This is a genomic window from Paenibacillus tritici, from assembly GCF_018207515.1.
In the GTDB taxonomy this organism is placed as follows: domain Bacteria; phylum Bacillota; class Bacilli; order Paenibacillales; family Paenibacillaceae; genus Paenibacillus_AQ; species Paenibacillus_AQ tritici.
Genome location: NZ_CP073365.1, coordinates 755,044 through 778,440 on the forward strand (window position 1 = coordinate 755,044; position 23,397 = coordinate 778,440).

The following is a 23,397-nucleotide window of genomic DNA, read 5'->3' on the forward strand; positions in this document are numbered from 1 at the left end:
GGGAAATGCTATAATAGTACGATATCAGCGATGCTGATGCGGATGTTTAGTTACAGATTTAAGGGGGAATTGGTTTTGAGTAAGGTTGGAAGAAATGACTTATGCCCATGCGGAAGCGGGAAAAAATATAAGAAATGCTGCCTGGACAAAGAAAAGTCAGCGGTGGAGTCCATCCTGCGGCTGGTAACAACAGAGGATGCAGCAGCGCAAGTGGCAGTAACCGGTGAAATCCGGCAGGAACAGCCGGCTCCTGAGGCTGCTGTCTCTGCTGCCGGCGGCAAGCTTACTTTGCCTAAGCTGAAGAAGATGGTGGCTCGTGAGCTGAACTGGGAGCATCCGGCCCATGAACAGCTTGCGCTGGAGCTGATCGAGAGCATGAGAGACCGGTATGACCGGGAGCTGATCCTGGAGGCGCTGGTGCTGTGGAACGGCTTCTCCCGCCAGACCAAGCCGGCGGTGAAGAAGACCGGCTCGTTCTGTGCGGCGATCGAATATCTGTTGTCCGAAGAATACGGCTTCATGCTGTCCCAGGCGGAGCTGGCTGACAAATACGAAATAACGACGGCTACGATCTCCCGCAAGGTGAAGGAAATATATAACTATGTCGAGGAATACGGCATGGCTGGAGAAGCGGATGAGCTGATCGCACTGAATGGTCCGGGAACGCCGAAGGAGAAGGCGCAGGCCCTGCTGGGTAAGGCTATGGAAGCGAACTCTGCGAAACGCCGGATTCAACTGGCGGAGAAGGCACTGGAGATCTACCCGGACAGCCCGGAAGCCTATCTTATTCTGGCCGAGGAATCGGAGAATGAGCAGGATGCGCGGGAGCTTCTTAAGGCAGGAATCGCTGCGGGCAGACGGGAGCTGGGCGAGCTTTATTTTACGAAGAACAAAGGGGACTTCTGGGGTCTGTATGAGACCCGTCCATATATCCGTATCTGCCAGAGCTACGCGGAATCCTGCTGGTTCGGCGGCAATGCGGAGGAAGCGGCAGAGATGCTGGAGCATATTCTGGAGCTTACTCAGGATGATAATACCGGTGCCCGCTATCTGCTGACCGCCGTATACCTGTACAGCAACCAGCTGAAGGAAGCCGAACGGATCATCAAGGACTACGGGGAAGAGGATGCCGCAGCAGCCTTTGCTTATGACCGGATGGTGCTGGAATTCAAGAAGAACGGGATTACCTCACAACTCAAAATGCTGTACCGTGTAGCCCGCGGAGTGAACAAGCATGTGCCTGATTACCTGCTGGGTGTGAAGCGGCTGCCGCATAATCTTCCGGATTTTGTCGGAATGGGCGATTCCAATGAAGCGATTGAATATGTTATTATGCACTCGCGTCTGTGGGCGGGCGTGCCGGATCTGCTCAAGTGGATGCTGAAACAATAGAATATAATTGATCTGGTGATGATCTGAATATGAAATAGCTGACACAGTCCTTCGGGGCTGTGTTTTTTTGTATAATAATCCTTGCTATTCTAGTCTAATTAGACTATATTATGACATGTGGTCTAATTAGACTAATTTTCTGGAAAAGAGGTCCTTGTAATGTTATTTATTACTGGAGCAACTGGAACCGTTGGAAATCGGGTTATGCATTACCTCAAGCTTAAGGATGCCGAATTCAAAGCCCTTACCCGAACCCCTGAGAAGCTGTTAACAGACCGGACAGATCGTATGATGATTGTCACCGGCGATATCAAGAATTGCAGCGCCTGGTCAGACAGTCTGCGCGGCGTGGAGACCTTGTTCCTGATCCTTCTGGATGATGCTGAAGAGATTCTGCAGGCTGCTAGGGCCAAGGGTGTGCGGAACATCGTGTTCTTATCCTCAGCCTCCATCAACCGCTCGGATGCCGGTTACAACGAGAATGCGATTAAACATAAAAAGGTCGAGGATCAGATTCAGGCGTATGGCTTCCAGTATGGGTTTATCCGGGCCGAGGCCTTCATGCATAATACCATTTACTGGAGGGACCTTTTTAGATACAATAAGGGGACGATCCGGTTACCGGCCCTGGAGGCTAAGCTGGCCAGTGTACACGAAGCCGATATTGCTGAAGTGATCAGTGAGGTTATTACCGATTTTGACAGATTCTCCGGGCAGGTCTTGACGTTAACAGGAGCGAATATTCTTAGCCAGCGGAATATATTAACCGAAATTTCTAAGCAACTGGGACAAGCAATTAAACTGGAAGAGCAGACCATTGATGACTTCCGTTCCTATATGAGCAAGTACATTGCTGAAGAGTACATTACTCTTAGAGTCCAGGACTGGGAGTATACGCTGAAGCATAAGCTCGCCATGACAGACACGGTTCTGGCTATTCTTGGCCGGGAGCCTTATACGTTCAGAGAATGGATAGCGGAGCATCTCGGTGATTTTCAATAATGTATAGAAAGAGGAATTGTTATTATACCCTTATTAATACTGGGTCTGCTGAAGGATTGCGGACCATCCAGCGCGTATGAATTGTTGAATGTCTTCAAAGAGCGGGATTACAGGTATCTTGTTCATATGACGAAGGGATCGCTGTATTACAACCTGCAGAAGTTAGCGGATGAAGGCTTGGTCCGGCTGGTTGAAGTCGTTAGCGTTAATAACTATCCCGAACAATACATCTACGAGATTACACCGCAGGGCGAAGAGCATTTCAAAGTGCTGATGGCCAAATACTCGCTGCAGACGGACGATGTTACGTTAACCTTTTATATGACCACGCTGTTTGCCCACCAATATGATCCTGAGCAGTTCAAGTCGGCCGTAGCGGTGCAGATGGAGCAGACACGGCGCAAAATTGCTGAAATTGATTCGGCGCTGGATGCCAAGCAAGATAGGATCTACGCAACGGCAAAGTCGATGATGAATAATGTCAGAGCGCACCATGAATTGAACCTGAAATGGTTTCAGGAGCTGCTGGAGCAGTAGGGCGCGTACTCCCAGATCCTATGAACTGAATATTGTTGTCTGAGCTCATACTCCCTTTTGTTTGCTGAATACGGCAGATACAAGGGAGTTTTGGTGTGCAAATAACCTGACATGATCCACCAGTAGTGGATGCTGTGTTGTGTGAAGAGGACAAGGGTTGAAAAAATGTCTCTGGAAGAGTATGTTACAAGAAGCGAAACGATAAGAAAGAGACAGTGAGGCGGGGAAAAAATGAGAGAAGGCGAAAACCGGATCGTAGGAATGGAAGATATTGTACGCGCACACCATGTGCTGCGGGAGGTTATCGTCCGTACGCCGCTCCAGCTGGACGCGGTATTGTCGGCTAAATACGGCTGCAATGTATATTTGAAACGCGAGGATCTGCAGATTGTGCGCTCCTTCAAAATTCGGGGAGCCTACAACATGATCCGCAGTCTGTCCGAAGAAGACAGAACCCGGGGTATTGTCTGCGCAAGCGCAGGGAATCATGCCCAGGGGGTGGCTTATTCCTGTAAGGCACTCGGCATCAAGGGCAAGATCTTCATGCCCAGCACTACACCGAATCAGAAGATTAAGCAGGTCCGGCGTTTCGGCGGTGAATTCGTAGAGGTCATTCTGAAGGGCGATACCTTCGACGATGCTTACGATGAAGCACTGCAGGCCTGCATTGACTATAGCATGACGCTGATTCACCCGTTCGATGAGCCGCGCATTATTGCCGGTAACGGCACCATCGCTATGGAGATTATGGAGAGCCTGGACAAGCCTGCAGACTTCGTGTTCGTTACGATTGGCGGCGGGGGGCTGGCGGCCGGTGTTGCCACCTATGTGAAGACGGTAAGCCCGGCGACTAAGGTTATCGGAGTGGAACCGACCGGAGCAGCTTCTATGAGCGAAGCGATGCAGAGTGGCGAGGTCATCACCCTGAAGGAGATTAACAAGTTCGTGGACGGGGCAGCGGTCAAGCGTGTCGGCGGATTAACCTTCGATATCTGTTCGCGTCTTCTCGATGATGTGGTGAAGGTACCGGAGGGCAAGGCTTGTACCACCATACTGGAGCTGTATAACGAGAATGCGATTGTTGTGGAGCCGGCCGGTTCGCTTCCGATTGCGGCGCTGGATATGTACGCTGACCAGATCCGCGGCAAAAGTGTAGTCTGCATCGTCAGCGGCGGCAACAACGATATTGACCGGATGCAGGAGATCAAGGAGCGTTCCCTGATCTACGAAGGCCTTAAGCATTACTTCATGGTTAACTTCCCGCAGCGCGCGGGTGCCCTGCGTGAATTCCTGACCGAGGTGGTGGGACCCGACGATGACATCACCCGGTTTGAGTACACGAAGAAGAACGAGAAGGAGAACGGCCCCGCACTGGTGGGCATTGAGCTGATGTCTACCGATGCCTACACCCCGCTGATTGAGCGGATGAAGCAAAAGGGCGTGGATTACGTAGAGATCAACAAGGATGTCAATCTGTTCAGTATGCTGATCTGATTCGCCGGGTTTGTATGCGGATCGTTAGGCAACGGCAATGCAGCGGCAAACGCAGCTTCTAGAATAACAAGAAGACCCGCCCAGGGTTCCTGTGGGCGGGTCTTTCTTGTTGGATGGGACTAGTCATGCGGCGTGGAACGAGATTAATTGGATTTACTCCACTTACTGATGGACGGATGAATCCTGCCGGGGAAGCAGCTCGATAAACAACACTTAAATTAGCGGAATTCAACCGGTAGCAGCGAATCTGGCACCAATAGCTGCTGTTTTTCCACTTGCTACTGTACAATCATCAGAAACCGGTAAATTAAGATGCGTTCTTCCACTTGCTTGTTGCAGCGGGGCTGGTATCTTCTGTACTGTCCTACGACAGAGGGACCTCAGTCTTCAAATACTGCTTAGCCGCATCGTCCAGCAGATAGCCGTTACTCTTCATCAGCTTCATGAAGCCGTCCAGCTTCTGCAGGAAATCGCTTGTGCTGTTGTTCTTGGACAAGATGCTGGTATAAGCCTTCTGCGCCTCCAGATCCATCTCCAGATTGTCGTAATGGAAGAGCGGCGTGTTGTTCTGGCCATAGAAGGTGTTCACAGCATACTGGTTATACAGCTTCTTAACGGCTTGTAACCGGTTGGAGGTGGGATAAGATTGTATGAACTGCTCCTGGGTCAGCGCACGGTCTGCGACCTCACCCCAGGCAATAATAAGTCCGTTATCCTTGGATGGGGGCAGATCCGATTCGTCCGCCATAATGGAGATATAACTGCTGATATCATCGGTTACGAAGTTCTTATATTTACGGTAGGCCGCATAATCAATCACCGGGTAAAAGGTGCCTTCGGCGGTGTCCAGCTTATAGCCGCTCTCTCCTGCGCTTAGCAGCAAGGCACGCAGCGAGGCGTTCTCCGTACTCTCAGCCAGCTTCGTCATGCTGACTCCGCCCTTGTAGACGGAGATAAGCTTACGCTGGACATCACTGCTGCTGAACTTCTTCTCCCAGGAGGGGAGAAGAGCCTTGTGCAGGTTCTCGAGCTTCAGGGTCAGCACTGTCGCCTGATAGGGAGTGACCGCATACAGCTTCGTCTTCATGTAGGCAATGGCTCCCGGGAGATTGCCGCTGGACAGCAGCGGCAGCGCGCCCTTGTAGACAGCTTCCGCATGGCTGAGGGCGGCTGTTCCGCTTCCCCCGGCCTTAGCGCCTGCTGCTCCTTCGGCACCGGCGGGGGCGGACACGACGGCCTGGAGCCCTATGAACAGGGCAATAGCGGCGGATAGAACGACATGCTTTTTCATTCAAGTCTCCTCCTGTGTGGAACAAGTATGGGATACAGCTTCTAGGATCGGAAGAATATAACTTTCAGTCCCAGGCCTCCGGCTGCCGCAAGAGCCAGACTGACCCAGGGCGAGATCCGGATCACCGGGAACAGATTGTCCAGGAATATTCCGGCGAATACTGCAATGACTGCAATTCCGATATAAAGGCCCAGGCCCTTGATGTCGAAAGTCTTGGGCTTCGGACTGTCGTCCTCGGCCAAGGAGGCCATCCATTTCATAAGGAGTTCAACCAGAACAACTGAGCCTGCGCCGACTATGACAAGAGTGAAAATGCTGAGCTGGCCGAAGATCTCCTCAGGGCCGCCGCTCCACTGCATAATCAGGCCGGCTAGGCCCATAGCCCCGAACAGAATCGTCAGAGCGGACCAGGAGATCATCAGGGAATTCTTCAGCCTGCTGCGCGGAGCACGCGAAGGAACGCTGTCCATCACATCCTTGAAATAATCGCCGGGGTTCTCGCCGAAGATCTGCTTGGCGTTCCTGCCTTTGGCTTGTCCCTTCAACAGCAGGTCCGCCGCCTCAAGCAGCAGCTCCTCTGCACGTACAGCATCAACGTTACTGGCGCGCATCGCCAGAATCATATCTTCGTAATAAGAGCGGTTGAACGGTGTCATCTGCTCCCGCAGCAGGTTGTTTTGCTTAATCATAGCTTTGACTTTCATTGCGCTTAGCTATACCTCCAGAAGTGTTGATCAGGATACCTTCAACCTAGAGTATACGTTTGTGCACCAGCGGTGTGCAAGGACAACGTGCTTCCGGTCATCCTTTGCATAATCCTTTTGGAAGAGTAAACACTGAAGAGGTGGCTGCTTCACAAATCTAGCTAGAGGAAGGCAGGGAGCGTTATGGAACTGGAGAACAAACGGGAACCTGAGCAAGCTGTGACAGGCGGCACCGCGCCTGCACCGACTAATGAAGTGGGGGACTGGGGCAATTCCGACGGCTTCAGTCTATGGGATGCTGCGGGACAGAGCCCGGAGAACGGGCTTGAAGGCTGGGAAGGCCGGCAGGAGACTCATGATATGTTTCACGACAGCTATGACTGAGTGAAAGTAAGCTGCACATGGACCCCTTTTGCTCCTCTCGGGAGTGAAGGGGGTTTCTGCTTGTTGACAAGAAATTATTGCAGCTATTATAATAGAAATATAAATCATACTAAATTAATCGGAATTATTATAATTTAAAATTAAAAGGAACATTCAAGGGAGGATGCAGCGATGGAACGGAATATAATCATCCGGCATAAGGGAGAGGAACTGACAGCCAGCATACACTATCCGGCCGCAGACAGGGCAGGTACTGGACGGTGCAAGAACCGGGTGCCGCTGGCCGTGATCTGCCACGGCTTCGTGGGCAGCCGGATTGGTGTAGACCGGATCTTCGTCAAGGCGGCCCGTGAGCTGGCACAGGATGGCTATATGGTCATCCGCTTCGATTATGTGGGCTGCGGGGAGAGCAGCGGCAATTACGGAAGCGAGGATATGGAGTCGATGATCGGGCAGACCCGGGCAGTGCTGGACTACGGCATCGGCTCAGCCGATGTGGACCCGCAGCGTGTAACGCTGATCGGGCACAGTCTGGGCGGCGCGGTAGCGCTGCTGACCGGTGTCCGTGACCGGCGGGTGAAGAACCTCGTCCTCTGGTCCGCTGTAGGTTATCCGTTCAATGATATCGTGAAGATTGTCGGAAGAGAAGCCTTCGACCGGTCAGTGAAGAGCGGGACGGCTGATTATGCCGGGTATTCGTTCACTCCGGTATACTTCAACTCCCTGGCCGCGTTTCAGCCGTTCCAAGAGGCCGGGAAGTTCAGCGGCGATGTACTTGTTATCCACGGAACCTCCGATGATGTGATCCCTGTAGATTATGCGTTTCTCTACCAGAAGCTGTTCTGGACCCGGCCGGAGGGACGGTGCGACAAGGAGATTATTTTTCAGGGCGACCATACCTTCTCTTCGGGTCCGGCGCAGGAGCAGGTGCTGAAGCGTACCCGGGATTGGATGAACCAGCAGGAGCATCTGCAGGAGGAATGGCAGAACTGGATGATATAGGAGAACGGCGGCACTCGCAATGGCTGGGAATTAGCTGTAAAATAAAGGGGCAGACCATACTGGAATGGAGGCTCTGACCCTATGAAATTACCGGCATTTTTTATTGCGCACGGCTCCCCTATGCTGCTTCTTGAGGATAACGACTATACGCGTTTCCTGCAGCGGCTGGGTTCTGATCTGGGGAAGCCCCGCGGCATTGTAGTGTTCTCGGCCCATTGGGACAGTCCCGAGCAGCTGATTACAGTGGACGCACAGCATGAAACGCAGCATGATTTCTACGGATTCCCGGAAGAGATGTATAAGCTGACGTATCCTGCTCCAGGTGATCCCGCACTCAGCAGCCGCATTTCCGAACTCTTCAGGGACAGTAATCTATCCCATCAGCCTGTACTCGGCCGCGGCCTCGATCATGGAGTCTGGGTAATCTTAAGCAAAATGTTCCCGCAGGCGGATATTCCGGTCGTGGCCTTATCCGTTGATTCGCTCCGTTCGCCTGAAGAGCAATACAACATCGGACGGATGCTGGCCCCGCTGCGCGAGGAAGGCATTCTCGTGATCGGCAGCGGAGGCCTGATCCATAACCTCAGACTGCTGAAGCAGGACGATCAGCCCGAGCAATGGGCGCTTGACTTCGACAGCTGGATTGCGGAGCGTCTTAAGGCCTGGGATCTTCCTGCACTGTTTGCCTATGAGAAGCAAGCTCCGCATGTGAGGGAAGCCGTACCTACCTATGGCAAGGAACATTTCATCCCGCTCTTCTACGTGATGGGCGCAGCGGATGAAGGCAGGCGGGCGCAGTTAATGATTCAGGCTTATCAATATGGCACGCTCAGCCTGAACTGCTGGATGGTTGACTAATACACATATGAATGAGGGATACAGCCGCGCTAAGGGCTGTATCCTTTTTTGTTGCGCACAATTTATAGGCTTCACCTGACAACTTATCCTTCTATTTCCCGCGGATTGCGCTATGATTATATGAAAGAAACGATTAGGAGGAACAACGATTCTATGACGATGAACCGGTCTTCATTCCGCCCTCTATATGCCCTTATCCTTACTGCTGCAATGCTCTCTGCCTGCGGACAGGAGCAGGCAACCCCGGCACCCGTGCGGGTGGTGGCGCCTACGGCGCAGCCGCAGCTAACAGAAGTTCCGCAGCCGTCGCCGTCGCCTACAGCAACGCCTGCCCCGGCATTGGTATCCGGGTTAACAGGTCTTCCGGTGGCAGAAGGAACCCTGCCCCGGCCGCTCGCGGTCATGATCAATAATGCCCCGGCTGCCCGGCCGCAGTCGGGGATCAGCGAGGCGGATATCCTGTACGAGGTTCTGGCAGAAGGCGGGATTACCCGGCTGATAGGAATTTTTCAGAGTCATGAGGGTGTGGTGAAGATCGGCCCGATCCGCAGTATCCGCCCGTACCTGCTGGATATTGGCGAGAGCTATGGCGGCGTGACGGTCCATGCCGGGGGCAGTCCGGACGCTTATGCTATTCTGCAAAGAGAGAAGAAGGCGGACATGGACGAGATCGGCCGCGCAGGCGCCTACTTCTGGCGGGACAAGGAGCGCAAAGCCCCGCATAACCTGTACAGCAATGCCGCCAAGCTGCGGGAGGGCGCAGCGAAGCTGGGCTACGCCGGGAGCGTGAAGGTACCCGCCCTTCTTTTCAATGATCCGGATTACATCCCTGTAGAGGGTAACCCTGCACTGGAGCTGAGTGTGAGCTTCCTGCTGAAGAGCTACACCGTGGGGTACAAATATAACGCAGAGCAGCGTACCTATGCCCGGTGGGTGAACGGCAAGCCCTATCTGGACCTGAATAATGACAGCCCGGTGGAAGCGGCGAACATCATCGTGATGGGCTCGGACCATAAGGTGCTTGATGATGTCGGCAGACTGAAGGTGGATACGGAGCTGGGGGGAGAAGCGTTGCTGTTCCAGCGCGGAGTCTCCGTCTCAGGCAAATGGTCCCGCAGCCCCGGGGACATTATCCGGTTTGTGAAGGAGGACGGCAAGGAGGCGCTAATGTACCCGGGGGTTACCCATATTTTGATCGTACCGAACAGCCCCTCCTTCAGCAGCCATGTCGAATATGTCCCTGCGCCCGTGTCCAACTGAGTCCGGCTGTAAAATTAACCGTTCAGATGATTATTTTCGCAATTACAGGGAATTGTTATTATAGTGCAAAAAAGTTCGGTTTTTGTCTTCTATCCCTTCTGTTGATATGATAAGATAACAAGGGTTGTCATTCATTTTCATGCTGTTTACATATGGGTGGCTGCATTTTTCAGGCAATTTTATGTAAAGGGGTTTAAGGCTAATGAAGTTTAGAAAAAAGGATATATTCTTTGAGACGCTCGAAAATATGGCTGACACCATTGTTCAGGCGGCCGATTATTTCGCTCAGAATATCTCGACCCTCCAAGGCAATGTGGAGAACTTCGCCGGGGTGATGAAGAAATACGAATCCCAATGCGATACGTACACGCACACTGTCATCAAGGAACTCAACAAAACGTTCATTACGCCGCTGGAGCGTGACGACATCATGGATCTGATCACCAGCATGGACGATGTTATTGATGGTCTGGAGGCCTCTGCTTCGCGTTTCTATATGTATAACCTGCTGGATGCGGATGAATATATTATTCAGTTCGCTGAGATTCTCCGCCAGAGTGCGTATGAGATCCAGAAAGCAGTCCATTTGCTCTCCCAGAAGAAGCTTCTGGCGATCCGCGAATACACCATCCGCCTGAATGATCTGGAGAACCAGGGCGATGAAGTCCTGCGCATCTGCACCAAGGCCCTGTTCGAGACTGTAAAAGACCCGATTGAGCTGATCAAACGCAAAGAATTGTACGAGCGGTTGGAGACGACCACGGACAAATGTGAAGACGTAGCCAACATGCTGGAATCGATCATCATGCGCAACTCATAAGGGGCTCTGAAATATGGACACATCTATATATGTGCTGGCTTTTGTTATCTTTCTTGCGCTGGCGTTCGACTTCATCAACGGGTTCCATGATACAGCCAACGCCATTGCGACCTCTGTCTCTACACGCGCGCTGAAGCCGCGTACAGCGATCATGCTGGCCGCCTCCATGAACTTTATCGGAGCATTAATGTTCACCGGCGTAGCGAAGAAGATCGGAGGAAGTATTACCGATCCGACCCTGCTGGACAACGGGATAGATATTGTGACAGCGACGCTCATAGCAGCGATTATCTGGAATCTGGTAACCTGGTGGCTCGGTATTCCGTCGTCCTCCTCCCATGCGCTTATCGGTGCTCTGGCCGGTGCGGTATATGTTGGGGCAGGTACGGAGCATATCAAATGGAACGGATTCATTGAGATTGTGGAGGGGCTGGTATTCTCCCCGCTGATCGCTTTTGTTATCGGTTATATCGTGATGACGATCCTGAAGTGGATCTTCGCCAAGCGGAGTCCGCACACGGTCAACAAGGGCTTCCGTTCGATGCAGATCGTTACGGCAGCACTGCAATCCTTCACCCACGGTACGAATGACGCGCAGAAGGCGATGGGGATTATCACCTTTGCCCTCGTGACCTCGGGACGGCTCGAGACCATGGAGGTTCCGCTCTGGGTTAAGATTGCAGCAGCTACTTCGATGGCGCTTGGAACGTCAATCGGCGGCTGGAAGATTATTAAGACGATGGGCACGAAGATTTTCAAAATTGAGCCGATTAACGGCTTCGCGGCGGATATTTCGGCGGCCTCTGTTATTTTCACAGCTACGCTGCTGCATCTGCCGGTAAGTACGACCCATGCCATTACTTCATCCATCCTGGGTGTAGGTTCAGCCAAGCGCTTCTCCGCTGTGAAATGGGGAGTAGCCGGACGGATCGTGGTGACCTGGTTCATTACCATTCCGATCAGTGCTGTACTGGCGGGAGTCATCTTCAAGATCTTCTTCTAGATAGTAATCGAATAGATTGCCTGGACAAGATGTCGCGGGAGCCACGAGGGCTTCAGGACATCTTTTTTTGCGTTCGCTGATTGTTCAAGAGAATAATGTCACAAAAGGTCACAACAAACTGATAAAAAATAGTAATAGACATAAAAAGAAAAGGGAATCCACCACATTTTGAAAAGAAAATAACATGAGTGAATAAAAATTCGCATAGTATTATGTAGTATTTGGTAGTCTCTGAAGTAAGGTTTGATTTAAGTGTTACCATAGCTGACAAGCAAACCCGATTATACAAAGGAGGCCTAGCCATTGATCGACTTTCATCAGGTAGACAAACATTACGGACAATTCCATGTACTGAAATCCATTGATCTCCATGTTCAGGAAGGGGAAGTAGTTGTTGTAGTCGGTCCTTCCGGCTCCGGCAAGAGTACCATGCTGCGCTGCATTAACCGGCTGGAGACGATCACCAGCGGCGGATTAACGGTAGACGGTATAACTGTAAATGAACGCAAGACAGATATCAATACCCTGCGCAAAGAGATCGGAATGGTCTTCCAGCACTTCAACCTGTACCCGCACAAGAAGGTAATTGACAATATCACACTGGCCCCAATCAAGGTGCTTGGACTCAGCAAGGCCGAAGCGGAGAAGACTGCGATGTACTATCTGGATAAGGTCGGGATTGCCGACAAAGCGCAGTCCTATCCCTCACAGCTATCCGGCGGTCAACAGCAGCGTGTGGCGATTGCCCGGGGGCTGGCGATGAAGCCGAAGATCATGCTGTTCGATGAGCCGACCTCGGCGCTTGACCCGGAGATGGTCGGAGAAGTGCTGGATGTCATGCGCGCCCTGGCCAAGGAGGGCATGACGATGGTGGTCGTGACCCATGAGATGGGCTTCGCGCGTGAGGTGGCGGACCGGGTCATCTTCATGGATCAGGGACAGATCGTGGAAGAGGCGGAGCCGGAGCAGTTCTTCGCCAGTCCGAAGGAAGAGCGGACGCGAACTTTTCTCAGCCGTGTATTAAGTCACTAGAATAAATAAATAGGAATCCGGGGAGGAAACAAAATGAAAATGTCCAAAAGCTTCAAAATGGTAAGTGTTCTGGCGATTGCGGCCATGCTGGTCATTGCCGGCTGCGGCAACAACAAGGGCAAGAATGATGAGGCGGCAGGCGGCAATACTGCCGGTGGGGCAGCCGCCGACTCTGAAGCGATTACGAAGATCAAGGAACGCGGCAAGCTGCTTGTCGGCGTGAAGTTCGATACCCGCCTGTTCGGGCTGAAGGACCCGGCCTCCGGTAACGTGGAAGGCTTCGACATTGATATCTCCAAGGCCATCGCCAAAAAAATTCTGGGCGACGAAAATGCTATTGAGCTGAAGGAGGTCACCTCCAAGACACGGATTCCGATGCTGAATAATGGCGAGATTGATATGGTCGTGGCTACCATGACGATTACGGAGGACCGCAAGAAGGAAGTGGATTTCTCTGATGTCTATTTCCAGGCCGGCCAATCCCTGCTGGTGAAGAAGGGCAGCCCGATTACCGGGATTGAAGCGGTCACAAAGGATACGAAGATCCTGGGCTCCAAGGGTGCGACCTCCATCAAGAATATCAAAGAAAAGGTGCCAGGCGTTACCGTGCTTGAATTCGACAACTATCAGGATGCCTTCAGCGCGCTTAAGGCCGGACAAGGCGATGCGCTGACGACGGATGATGCGATCCTCTACGGGATGGCTTCACAGGACCCGGGGTTTGAGGTTGTAGGCAAGCCATTCACCGACGAGCCTTACGGCATCGCGGTACAAAAGGGAAATACCGATGTAGTTAAGGCGGTTAATGACACACTCACTGAGCTAAAAGCAAACGGTGAATATGATGCCATTTATACCAAATGGATTGGTAAAGCTCCGGCGAAATAAGCTTACTCTATAAGCCTGCTCTATAAGAATGTATATGTTCCACACGATAAGTTATCCTTGAATTTCTTGTAGAAACGGTAGCGCCTTTTCTAAGGACGGCAAAGCCGTTTCTACTTGTTTATCCTTAGAGGAAAGGCAGGTGAAATGAATGGATTACTCAATATTAACCAATTACTTCGGGCTGTATATGGAAGGCTTCTACGGCACGTTGCTGTCCAGTGTGCTGGCCCTGTTCGGCAGCTTCCTGATCGGCGCGGTAATTGCCGTCTTCCGCATTACTACAGTGAGAGGGCTGCGCTGGTTCGGCGCGGTGTATGTGGAGTTCATCCGCAATATCCCGCTGCTGCTTGTAGTGTATATTTTCTATTACGGACCTTCGGCCCTGGGCTTCACGCTGGACGGCTTCAAGGCAGGAACTATAGGGCTCGCGGTATACACCTCGGCCTTCATCGCCGAAGCGATCCGTGCCGGAATCATGGCCGTTCCCAAGGGACAAATGGAGGCTTCCCGTTCCTCCGGCCTCAGCTACATACAGACTATGCTGCATATCATTCTGCCTCAGGCGATCAAGCTGGTCATTCCGCCGCTCGGCAACCAATTCATTAATCTGATTAAGAATTCCTCAGTGCTGACACTGGTGGCAGGTCTGGATCTGATGTACTTCGCAGACGGTATCTCCACAGAGACTTACCGTACCTTTGACACCTACATCTTCGTGGCGCTGTTCTACCTGGTGCTTACGCTGCCGCTCAGCTATGGGGTGCGGATATGGGAGCGCCGGCTGCAGCGCAAATATTAAGTATCTCGGAAGCTGAAGGAGGGATATCGTGGATTTCATAGGAGCATACTCCGCCGATAATTTGAAGTTTCTGCTGGACGGACTGTATATTACGCTGATTGTAGCTTTTGTATCTATTATCCTGAGCTTTATAATTGGCTGCATTATTGGCGTTATCCGCTACTCGGAAGTGCCGGTATTGTCGCCGGTCATGTTCTATCTGGTGGAGGTGATCCGTAATCTGCCGCTGCTGCTGATCATCTTCTTCATCCGTTTCGCCTTGCCGGAGGTGGGGATCAAGCTCGGACTGATTACAGCAGCGATTGCTGCCTTAACGATATTCGAGGCAGCGATGATTGCCGAGATTGTCCGCGGCGGCTTAATGTCTATCGACAAGGGGCAGATTGAGGCGGCGCGTTCCTCCGGTCTCAGTAATGCCCAGACCTTATGGCATATTGTGCTTCCCCAGGGGCTGCGGCGGATGGTTCCGCCGCTGGTCAGCCAGTTCATCTCCCTGCTGAAGGATACTTCACTGGCCGTCGTTATTTCCCTGCCGGAGCTGATGCATAATGCGAATATCGTCATCGGTCACAGCTATAGCTATGCCATACCAACGCTGGCGCTGGTTGCCCTGATTTATTTTACCGTCAATTACCTGTTGTCTCTGCTCTCCAGAAGGCTTGAACAGAGAACGGTATAAGCGGCCCGGATGAGGCGAATCCCATATTCAATCCAGTGCGGCTATGATACTATAGTTGTCAACCTCTCTAGGCAGGAGCAGTGGCGATGGGACGATCCATTCTGAGAATGAAGACTGTACAGATTCTGCTGGTAGCTGCCGTTACGGCGGTGGCCGGAGAATTCAAAATCAACCCGTTTGACGGAGATATCTTCCGGATTGCCATGGGCAGCAGCGCGTTCCTGTTGTTCCTGCTGTTAATGCGCCAGCTGCCGTATATCCGCACAGGCATTGCTACAGGGATAGTTGTACTGCTGTTCCGGACGGCTATGGATGCGGTTGAAGGAAGCGGACAGACACTCGAGCAGAGCCTCAGCAGTCATTGCTCGGCCATGATCTATTATATGGTGTTCGGCTTGCTGATGTATGTCATCAAACGCCGGATCGACACCTTCCACCCGCTGGTGCTTGGCGCCGTTGCCGCATTGATTGATCTGGTGTCGAATGAAATGGAGCTGCTGACCCGGCTGATTGTGCTGGATTCGGCTTCCTTCCGGCTCAATGAGTGGACGTATCTAATGGCGATTGCGGTCTTGCGCACGTACTTCACAACCGGGGTATACAGCAGCATCTCTGTCAGCCAGATGCGGATCAGGGAGCGTGAGCAGCAGGAGCGGACCCGGCAACTGCTCGGATTCGGCTCCGGCCTATATGGTGAAGTGTTCTATCTGAAGAAGTCCATCGGCACACTGGAGCATGTGACACTGAACAGCTTCGAGCTATACCGCCAGCTGAAGGCCGGGGAAGGAACGGAGCAGCATAGCCGTCAGGTACTGGATATTACCCAGCAGCTCCATGAGGTGAAGAAGGATTCACAGCGGATTCTGGCCGGGCTTGTGAAGCTGGCGGAGCGTGAGGTGAACGGGGACATGCCGTTATCGGGTATTCTGCAGTTCACGGTCCAAAGCAATGCCAAATATGCCGAAATGCTGGACAAGCAGATCGACTTCCATGTGGATATGACCTCCGACTATACAACCGACAGCTACATCCCTCTATTGACTCTGCTGAACAATCTCACCGCCAACGCGGTGGAGGTCATCCAAGGTAAAGGCAGTATTCATCTGCGTGCATATGAGCAGGAGGGCCTGACTTTTTTTACAGTAGCCGATAGCGGTGCCGGGATTCAAAAGCGTGACCTGGAGCTGTTGTTCGAGCCGGGGTTCACGACGAAATTCGATGAAGAGGGGATCGCCGCTACAGGGATCGGGCTCTCGCATGTACGGGATATTGTGAATATGTTCGGGGGAAGCATTACGGTTCATCCGGTATCGCCTGCCGGCGGGGCTATGTTCCAGGTTAGGGTGCCGAGTGAGAAGCTGCGGAAGGAGGAATAGAGGATGCCGCTATCTTTCTGTATTGTAGATGACGATGCGTCGGCGAGAAGGATGCTGCAGCATATTATTGAGGACAGTGGGCTGGGAGAGGTGACAGGTACAGCAGAGAGCGGACAGGAGGGGATTGCCCTGATCCTGAGCGAGACCCCAGACATTGTGCTGATGGATCTGCTGATGCCTGACCAGGACGGGATCGAGACCATTCTCTCTCTTCAGGCGCAGGGCTGCCGTTCCAAGTTCGTGATGATCTCGCAGATCGAGAACGGGGATGTGGTCAGCCGCGCCTACCGCAGCGGAATTGAATTCTTCATCCGCAAGCCGATCAACAAGATTGAAGTCGAATCTGTACTCTATAAGGTCAATGAACGTTATGCCATGGGCCGTTATCTGGATGAGATCAAGCTGACGCTCGGCAAGCTGGAAGGCCTGCAGTTCGGATTGCCGCAGGTGCCGTCCGGCAAGCGTACCGTCAGGGAGATTGTCCAGCCGATTCTGATGAATATGGGGATGATCTCGGAGAGCGGCAGCCGCGATATGATCACCCTCATGGAGCTGGCGGTGGACGGGGCCGGAGAGAACAGCGGAAGTCTTCCGCCGCTGAAGGAGCTGTACGAGCGGGCAGCCGCCAAAAACAGACCGGTGCCTGCGGAGGCAGCCAAAGAGGTCAAAGCCATCGAACAGCGTCTGCGCCGCGCACTCGCGGCGGGTCTGAGTAATCTGGCTTCCATCGGTCTGACGGATTACGGCAATCCGAAGTTCGAGCATTATGCGCCGCTGTATTTCGACTTTGAAGAGGTGCGCCTGAAGATGAAGGAGATGGAGCAGGGCCGCGATACCGGCAAGGTGAAGGTGAATATCAGGAAATTCCTGCAGGTGCTGCACCTGGAGGTACTGGAAGGCTTGGGCCGCTGACGATGATAAGGGAAATAGTAAGACCAAGAAACCTCCGGAACCGCTGGTCAGCGGGCTGGCGGTTATTTTTTTGGATACACATGCGGTACAATAGTAGAAGCAACAAGATAGAGCGCAGCTCTGCTGCGCATAGCGATAGGGTGGAGGACTTATAGTATGATACGAACGCTTGCAGTAACACATAAGGGTGAGGTGCTGACGGATCTGCCGCTGCAGGATATAGCGCTGGATGATTATGCCTGGATCTGGGCAGATTTCGCCATGCCCTCGGAAGAGGAAACACTGGTCCTGGACACCTATTTTCATTTTCACCCGCTGGCTATTGAAGACTGTATGCATGTGCTGCAGCGGCCGAAGCTGGATTATTATGAGGATGTGCAGTTCTTCGTGCTGCATTCGCTGAATGAGCGGACGCTGGAGGCGGAAGAGATTGACCTGTTCCTGAATAAGAAATTCCTGGTCTCCTACCACCACCAGGATAAGCCGGAGATGGAGGAAGCGTGGCAGATGGTCAAGGCTGAAATCCATAGCCGCCAGGGCTGGTCGGGCGGGCCGATGGCCGCTGCGTATACGGTGATGGACAAGCTGGTCGACAGGTATTTCCCGTCCCTCTATTTGCTGGAGGATGAACTCGCTGATCTGGAGAGCCAGGGCGGCAACGAATCAGTAGAGGAGCTGATGAGCCAGGTATTCAACGTGCGCGGAAGGCTGCTGAAGCTGCGGCGGACGATTGTGCCGATGCGTGATCTGATGTACCGGATCGTCAATTCCCAGCATGTGCAGAGTAATGGAGAGGAACGCGTCTATTTCGGCGATATCTATGATCATCTGCTGAAGCTGACCGATATGATTGAAGCTGACCGGGAAATGACCGCCGATCTGCGTGACAGTTATATCTCGCTCAACTCCAACCGGATGAACTCCATTATGAAGACACTCACGGTAATTACGACGGTATTCATGCCTCTGACGCTGATCGCCGGGATCTATGGAATGAACTTCAGGGTGATGCCGGAGCTTGAATGGAAATATAGCTATTTCGTGGTGCTGCTGCTCATGCTGGTGCTGGGTATCGGGATGTTCAGGTGGTTCCGGCGGAGCGGCTGGTTTAAGTAACAGGTAAAAAATGTTAAACGCCGCCGCTTAGGAACGGCGGCGTTTAACAGAGGAAGGGCCTCCGGATTTACGCTTTTTGGAGGAGGTATTGCGGCGCTTCGGAGCGGGGCGTCTTTTTTTGCGCCGTTTGGGGGTATAAAGTGCCGCATCCTCTTCAGCCGCGAGCGCACCTGCCCCGCTCTTCCCTTTGCCGAATCCGCCCATGACAAGCTTCACCATCGGAGCCATCTGCTGAAAGCTCTGCATGACCTTCTGCACCTTGCCCATAGAATTGACGATCCCGTCAATCCCGCCCATCCGGTCAACGATTCCCTTGATCTGCTCCATATTCGCAAGGCTTCCGAGATTGCCGAGTCCGCCCAGCAGACCGCCGGGCTTCGCTGTAGCCGCTTCTGCGGCAGGGACGGCGAGTGCAGTATCGGTGACTTCAGCGCCATAGGCAGGCAGAATTTCAGCTTCGCCCTGAAGCGGAGCGGGCACATAGGCAGAGAGGCCCGGGTAGGGCGACGGATTGTATGACGATGGATTGTAAGGCTCAGCCAGTGAACGGCCTTGCTTGCGGGAATGATTATAGTAATGCTCAGGCATAATATCACATTCCTTCGTTAGTGGTTTGCTATACTGTATGTCATGGGCGAACATACGGTATAGACGAATGCCCGGGTAACCGGGATACCAGCGGAAAAGGGCGGATGCCTATAGTACGGTAATGGAAGTGAAGAAACCGTGTCCATGCTTGATTTCGCGCGGTTATGTAGTACTATGATTAAAGCGGTGAAACCTGTGAACCGGAAGAAAAAGCTTAGCAGACCCATTTAGGGTGTGCGCCGGGGGTGGACGTTTGTCCATCATTTTCACTCTTTACAGCGTGAAACCGTTAATGCTTGAAAAATGTGCTCCAGTACAATATAGTAGAGGCAAGATAGTCACAATAAGTTAATGTAGGGGATGATAGGGCGATGCAGCTAAAGAAGCTAAACGATAAAAGTATTGATCAATTATTTGAAGCCATTTTAACATTGAAAAATATGGAAGAATGTTATGTATTCTTTGATGACTTGTGCACAGTGAACGAAATTCAATCGCTCTCGCAGCGTCTTGAAGTTGCGCGGATGCTGGGCAAGGGATCTACATATAATCAGATTGAAGCAGAAACGGGTGCCAGCACGGCGACGATCTCCCGCGTGAAGCGCTGCCTGAACTATGGCAATGACGGCTATAAGCTTACGCTGGAACGTCTGGGGCGCTAATCATGCTTCCGGGTGTATTATTGATCAGCCACGGCTCCCGTGATCAGACCTGGGTGTCGATGGTGGACGAAGCAGTAAGTCATGTAACACTCCGGGAAGACTTGCCTATGGCGGTGTCATTCCTTGAGCTGGTAGATGGACGATTGATTCAGGATGGAATAGATGAGCTGGAACATGCAGGGGTCACAGATATTATTGTGATCCCCTTGTTTGTTTCTTCCGGCAGTACGCATATTGATGAGATAGAATATGCGCTGGGTGCGAAGCCGGTTCCTGAACGCGAGACCGATCTGGAGCCGTTCAGGGTTACGGCAAGGGTTCACTACGGCTATCCGGTTGATGACGACCCCGATATTGCGCAGATGTTATGGGATAAGGTCCGCGAGCTGTCGAAGCATCCTGAGCGGGAGACTCTGCTGCTCGTCGGGCACGGCAGCAGGCATGAAGGCTTCCGGCAGCGCTGGGAGCAGGGAATCTCCTCCCTTGCGGCGCGGGTACGGGAAGTAAGCGGGCTGGCTGCGGCGGATTACGGGCTGCTGAACCCGGACACTGTAAGAAGCAGAGTGCAGTACTGGCAGGAGCAGGGCCACGATGTACTGGTGGCTCCGCTCTTTTTGAGTGAGGGATACTTCACCAAGGTTGTTATTCCGCAGCGGCTGGAAGGGCTGGATTATGCCTACTCCGGCCAGACGCTGCTGCCTCATCCGCTGCTGCCGCGCTGGATAGAGCGGCAGGTGGAGGCGGCGCTGGAGCAGCTCATGGAGTGAGCGTTAGCCCGTTGGAAATTGAACTGAGGATAGTATGCGTCCAGTGTTCATGTTGGCCGGTGCTGCATACATATATCTATACCTTCTGCCGGTCTCTTGAGCCTTAGAGCCTGAGCGGGAGGGATAAATATATTCCTCTTAGGCTCCCGGACATTGCTTGTGGGGTCCTCAATTGGGTATAATCAGTAAAGTTATCCATTATATAAACAGGTGGCGTTCCGGTAATGAAAACTGCGAGATTGATTTATAATCCCACTTCTGGACGGGAAGAAATGAAAAGACGACTCGCCGATATTCTGGACCGGCTGGATGTGGGCGGTATTGAAGCTACCTGCCATGCGACCACGGGCGAGGGCGATGCTACGGCGGCTGTAGCTGAGGCTGTAGAACGCGGTACTTATGATCTGATCATAGCTGCCGGAGGCGACGGCACACTCAATGAGATTATCAATGGGATGGCAGAGAAGCCGAACCTTCCTCCGCTCGGCATATTGCCGCTGGGAACTACGAATGATTTCGCGCGGGCGATGGGGATTCCGAAGAATTGGGAGGATTCCTGCGACCTGATTCTGAGTCAGGAGTCACGCCTGATTGATCTCGGCAAAGCAAATGACCGTTACTTCATTAATATAGCAGGCGGCGGACAGCTGACGGAGCTTACCTATGAAGTTCCCAGCAAGCTCAAGACCATGATGGGTCAGCTCGCCTATTACCTCAAGGGGATCGAGAAGATGGCCAGCCTTGCTCCGCAGGAGCTGTACATCCGTGCGAACGGACAAGAGATGATCCATGACGAGTTCATGCTCTTCCTGATCGCCAATACGAATTCGGTCGGCGGCTTCGAGAAGCTGGCTCCGGGTGCCAGCATTGATGACGGCCTGCTCGATGTGATCGCCGTCAAGAAATGCAACCTGGCCGAGTTCATCCGGCTGGTGCGGCTGACGATCCGCGGCGAGCACCTGAATGACAAGAAGGTTATCCATTTCCGGACCGATGCGATGGAGGTTACCTCACCTGGCCATGTCCAGTTGAACCTGGACGGTGAGCTTGGCGGCTCCCTGCCCGGCAACTTCAGCATTCTGCCGCAGCATCTGCGGATCTTCGCTAAGAATGATTAAGCAGAAGGGCAACATTAATATTTAACATTAATATTTAATAACGTTAATAGTGAAGATAATGAAAGAAGTGAACCTATACCCATGAGTAAACAACGCAGCGGGCGCAGCGCAAGCCGCCGGGAACAAGGACCGGCCTCTGCTGCCGGACTGCCAGTGAATAAGAATGACGAGGTCCTGCTGGATATTATCGGCATGACCCATGAAGGAGAAGGGGTGGGCCGCGTAGAGGGCTTTACCCTTTTTGTGCAGGGCGCGCTCCCCGGTGAGAAGGTCCGGGCCAGAGTGCTGAAGACCAAGAAGCAGTACGGCTACGCCAAACTGCTGGAGCTGGTGCAGGCCAGCCCCGACCGTATAGGGCCGCCTTGCCCGATCTATGACCAATGCGGCGGCTGCCAGCTGCAGCATATGGACTATACCGCCCAGCTGGCCTGGAAGCGCCAGCTGGTGGTGGACAACCTGCAGCGGATCGGGAAGCTGCAGGTGGCGGGTGCGGCAAGCAGAGGAGCAGTAAGCGGCAGCGCTGAGAAGGATGCGGAGCCTGCAGCGGTTGAAGGTGGTAGTGCGGGCGATGCAGGTTACCCTGCTGAGGGTATCCGCGTCCTGCCTACACTCGGCATGGACGAGCCCTGGCGCTACCGCAACAAAGCCCAGGTGCCGATTGGGGTTACGGATGGCGGTCTGGTGGGCGGCTTCTACGCACGCGGCAGTCACCGGATCATCGACATGGAGACCTGTCTGATCCAGCATGAGGACAACGACAAGGTTGTTGCCACCGTCAAGAGCCTCGGCCGTGAGCTGGGCATCACCGCCTATGACGAAGAGACCGGTCGTGGACTGCTCCGCCATGTCGTGGTGAAGAAGGCGTTCCGCACCGGTCAGATGATGCTGGTGCTGGTCACGAACGGCCGGGATATCCCGCACTTGGACGCCTGGCTCGGCAGTATCCGCGAGCAGCTTCCGGCAGTGGTCAGCATCTGCCATAACATCAACACCCAGCGGACCAATGTCATCTTCGGCAACGATACCCGCGTCTTATGGGGCAGTGATGTGATCTACGATTATATCGGAGATGTGCAGTTTGCCATCTCAGCCCGTTCCTTCTACCAGGTGAACCCGGCCCAGACCGAGGTATTGTACGGCAGAACTCTGGAGTATGCTGCGCTAACCGGCAAAGAGACTGTGATTGATGCATATTGCGGCATCGGTACCATCTCCCTATTCCTGGCCCAACATGCGGATCAGGTGTATGGTGTAGAAATCGTGCCCGAAGCCATCGAGGACGCCCGCGCCAACGCGAAGCTGAACGGAATGAACAACGTGAAGTTCGAAGTCGGCGCTTCGGAGGATGTCATCCCAGCCTGGAAAGAACAGTGCGTCACCCCAGACGTCATCGTTGTCGATCCCCCACGCAAGGGCTGCGACCCGCGCCTGCTGGAGACCATCCTGCTGATGCAGCCGGAGCGTGTCGTGTACGTGTCTTGCAACCCGTCCACCCTGGCACGCGATTTGCGGGTGCTGGAGGATGGGGGCTACCGGGCGGTGGAGGTTACTCCGGTGGATATGTTCCCGCACACGGTGCATGTGGAGTGTGTAGTGGGCATACGTCGAGTCGATACTTAGAAGCAGCAAAATGATGAAAGGCCACCTTGTAAAGCAAAATAAAGGTGGTCTTTCGTATAACAGGATAATTCACGCATAGTACTGCCTTACAGC

The 23,397-nt window shown here is 53.1% G+C and carries 24 protein-coding genes; 21 read left to right on the forward strand and 3 right to left on the reverse strand.

Translation table 11 applies throughout. From position 1 onward, the window contains the following. Window positions 1-75: 75 nt before the first annotated feature. The 4 genes from KDC22_RS03325 (at window position 76) to ilvA (ending at window position 4,425) form a co-directional block, all read left to right on the forward strand. On the forward strand, window positions 76-1,392 hold the full coding sequence (locus KDC22_RS03325) for an SEC-C metal-binding domain-containing protein (RefSeq protein WP_211722063.1): 1,317 nt from the start codon (window positions 76-78) through the stop codon (window positions 1,390-1,392). A gap of 159 nt (window positions 1,393-1,551) precedes the next feature. After that, on the forward strand, window positions 1,552-2,394 hold the full coding sequence (locus KDC22_RS03330) for an NmrA family NAD(P)-binding protein (protein ID WP_211722064.1): 843 nt from the start codon (window positions 1,552-1,554) through the stop codon (window positions 2,392-2,394). 48 nt (window positions 2,395-2,442) lie between these two features. After that, the gene (locus KDC22_RS03335; protein WP_281425106.1) at window positions 2,443-2,931 is read left to right on the forward strand and encodes a PadR family transcriptional regulator; all 489 of its coding nucleotides are present in this window, start codon (window positions 2,443-2,445) and stop codon (window positions 2,929-2,931) included. 231 nt (window positions 2,932-3,162) lie between these two features. Beyond that, window positions 3,163-4,425 carry a threonine ammonia-lyase IlvA gene (ilvA, locus tag KDC22_RS03340; protein ID WP_173141360.1) on the forward strand — a complete coding sequence of 421 codons (1,263 nt, stop codon included), beginning with the start codon at window positions 3,163-3,165 and terminating at the stop codon, window positions 4,423-4,425. Window positions 4,426-4,789: 364 nt separating this feature from the next. Here ilvA and KDC22_RS03345 read toward each other — a convergent pair whose 3' ends face one another. Together KDC22_RS03345 and KDC22_RS03350 are read right to left on the reverse strand one after the other, a co-directional pair. Further along, entirely contained in the window at window positions 4,790-5,716 is a 927-nt protein-coding gene (locus KDC22_RS03345) for a hypothetical protein (protein ID WP_211722065.1), read from the reverse strand. A 41-nt stretch (window positions 5,717-5,757) separates the two neighbouring features. Further along, window positions 5,758-6,420: a DUF1129 family protein gene (locus tag KDC22_RS03350; protein ID WP_211722066.1), complete on the reverse strand. Its 663-nt coding sequence runs from the start codon at window positions 6,418-6,420 to the stop codon at window positions 5,758-5,760. A 183-nt stretch (window positions 6,421-6,603) separates the two neighbouring features. On the opposite strand from KDC22_RS03350, the gene KDC22_RS03355 reads away from it, so the two are divergent. The 13 genes from KDC22_RS03355 to corA all read left to right on the forward strand — a co-directional run bounded on the left by KDC22_RS03355 (window position 6,604) and on the right by corA (window position 18,549). Next, the gene (locus tag KDC22_RS03355; RefSeq protein ID WP_173141036.1) at window positions 6,604-6,804 is read left to right on the forward strand and encodes a hypothetical protein; all 201 of its coding nucleotides are present in this window, start codon (window positions 6,604-6,606) and stop codon (window positions 6,802-6,804) included. A 171-nt stretch (window positions 6,805-6,975) separates the two neighbouring features. Continuing rightward, window positions 6,976-7,806 (forward strand): alpha/beta hydrolase family protein, encoded by an 831-nt coding sequence (locus tag KDC22_RS03360; protein ID WP_173141034.1) that lies wholly within the window; start codon window positions 6,976-6,978, stop codon window positions 7,804-7,806. A gap of 81 nt (window positions 7,807-7,887) precedes the next feature. Then, on the forward strand, window positions 7,888-8,664 hold the full coding sequence (locus tag KDC22_RS03365) for a DODA-type extradiol aromatic ring-opening family dioxygenase (protein ID WP_211722067.1): 777 nt from the start codon (window positions 7,888-7,890) through the stop codon (window positions 8,662-8,664). A gap of 153 nt (window positions 8,665-8,817) precedes the next feature. Continuing rightward, window positions 8,818-9,924, forward strand: coding sequence for a DUF3048 domain-containing protein (locus KDC22_RS03370; protein WP_211722068.1), 1,107 nt, complete (start codon window positions 8,818-8,820; stop codon window positions 9,922-9,924). A gap of 202 nt (window positions 9,925-10,126) precedes the next feature. Further along, a complete protein-coding gene (locus tag KDC22_RS03375; RefSeq protein ID WP_173141028.1) occupies window positions 10,127-10,744 on the forward strand; it encodes a DUF47 domain-containing protein in 618 nt (205 codons plus the stop codon). Window positions 10,745-10,757: 13 nt separating this feature from the next. Further along, a complete protein-coding gene (locus KDC22_RS03380) occupies window positions 10,758-11,747 on the forward strand; it encodes an inorganic phosphate transporter (RefSeq protein ID WP_173141026.1) in 990 nt (329 codons plus the stop codon). Window positions 11,748-12,050: 303 nt separating this feature from the next. After that, a complete protein-coding gene (locus KDC22_RS03385) occupies window positions 12,051-12,779 on the forward strand; it encodes an amino acid ABC transporter ATP-binding protein (RefSeq protein WP_173141024.1) in 729 nt (242 codons plus the stop codon). A gap of 33 nt (window positions 12,780-12,812) precedes the next feature. Continuing rightward, window positions 12,813-13,667, forward strand: a complete 855-nt coding sequence (locus KDC22_RS03390) for a glutamate ABC transporter substrate-binding protein (protein ID WP_425516990.1) — start codon at window positions 12,813-12,815, stop codon at window positions 13,665-13,667. Between the two features lie 148 nt (window positions 13,668-13,815). Beyond that, window positions 13,816-14,466 (forward strand): amino acid ABC transporter permease, encoded by a 651-nt coding sequence (locus KDC22_RS03395; protein WP_211722069.1) that lies wholly within the window; start codon window positions 13,816-13,818, stop codon window positions 14,464-14,466. Window positions 14,467-14,494: 28 nt separating this feature from the next. Next, entirely contained in the window at window positions 14,495-15,145 is a 651-nt protein-coding gene (locus tag KDC22_RS03400; RefSeq protein ID WP_173141020.1) for an amino acid ABC transporter permease, read from the forward strand. A gap of 86 nt (window positions 15,146-15,231) precedes the next feature. Then, entirely contained in the window at window positions 15,232-16,521 is a 1,290-nt protein-coding gene (locus KDC22_RS03405; RefSeq protein ID WP_211722070.1) for an ATP-binding protein, read from the forward strand. A gap of 3 nt (window positions 16,522-16,524) precedes the next feature. Then, window positions 16,525-17,433, forward strand: coding sequence for a response regulator (locus KDC22_RS03410; protein ID WP_173141016.1), 909 nt, complete (start codon window positions 16,525-16,527; stop codon window positions 17,431-17,433). A gap of 156 nt (window positions 17,434-17,589) precedes the next feature. Further along, window positions 17,590-18,549 carry a magnesium/cobalt transporter CorA gene (corA, locus tag KDC22_RS03415; protein ID WP_211722071.1) on the forward strand — a complete coding sequence of 320 codons (960 nt, stop codon included), beginning with the start codon at window positions 17,590-17,592 and terminating at the stop codon, window positions 18,547-18,549. Between the two features lie 27 nt (window positions 18,550-18,576). On the opposite strand, the gene KDC22_RS03420 is transcribed toward corA, so the two are convergent. Further along, window positions 18,577-19,137, reverse strand: coding sequence for a tyrosine protein kinase (locus KDC22_RS03420; protein ID WP_211722072.1), 561 nt, complete (start codon window positions 19,135-19,137; stop codon window positions 18,577-18,579). 371 nt (window positions 19,138-19,508) lie between these two features. Between KDC22_RS03420 and KDC22_RS03425 the strand changes: the two genes are divergently transcribed. The 4 genes from KDC22_RS03425 (at window position 19,509) to rlmD (ending at window position 23,304) form a co-directional block, all read left to right on the forward strand. Beyond that, a complete protein-coding gene (locus tag KDC22_RS03425; RefSeq protein ID WP_019913624.1) occupies window positions 19,509-19,799 on the forward strand; it encodes a YerC/YecD family TrpR-related protein in 291 nt (96 codons plus the stop codon). A 2-nt stretch (window positions 19,800-19,801) separates the two neighbouring features. Next, window positions 19,802-20,566, forward strand: a complete 765-nt coding sequence (locus tag KDC22_RS03430) for a sirohydrochlorin chelatase (protein WP_211722073.1) — start codon at window positions 19,802-19,804, stop codon at window positions 20,564-20,566. A 224-nt stretch (window positions 20,567-20,790) separates the two neighbouring features. Further along, window positions 20,791-21,684 (forward strand): diacylglycerol kinase, encoded by an 894-nt coding sequence (locus KDC22_RS03435; RefSeq protein WP_173141008.1) that lies wholly within the window; start codon window positions 20,791-20,793, stop codon window positions 21,682-21,684. Window positions 21,685-21,765: 81 nt separating this feature from the next. After that, window positions 21,766-23,304 carry a 23S rRNA (uracil(1939)-C(5))-methyltransferase RlmD gene (rlmD, locus tag KDC22_RS03440; protein WP_211722074.1) on the forward strand — a complete coding sequence of 513 codons (1,539 nt, stop codon included), beginning with the start codon at window positions 21,766-21,768 and terminating at the stop codon, window positions 23,302-23,304. The last annotated feature ends 93 nt before the right edge of the window (window positions 23,305-23,397 follow it).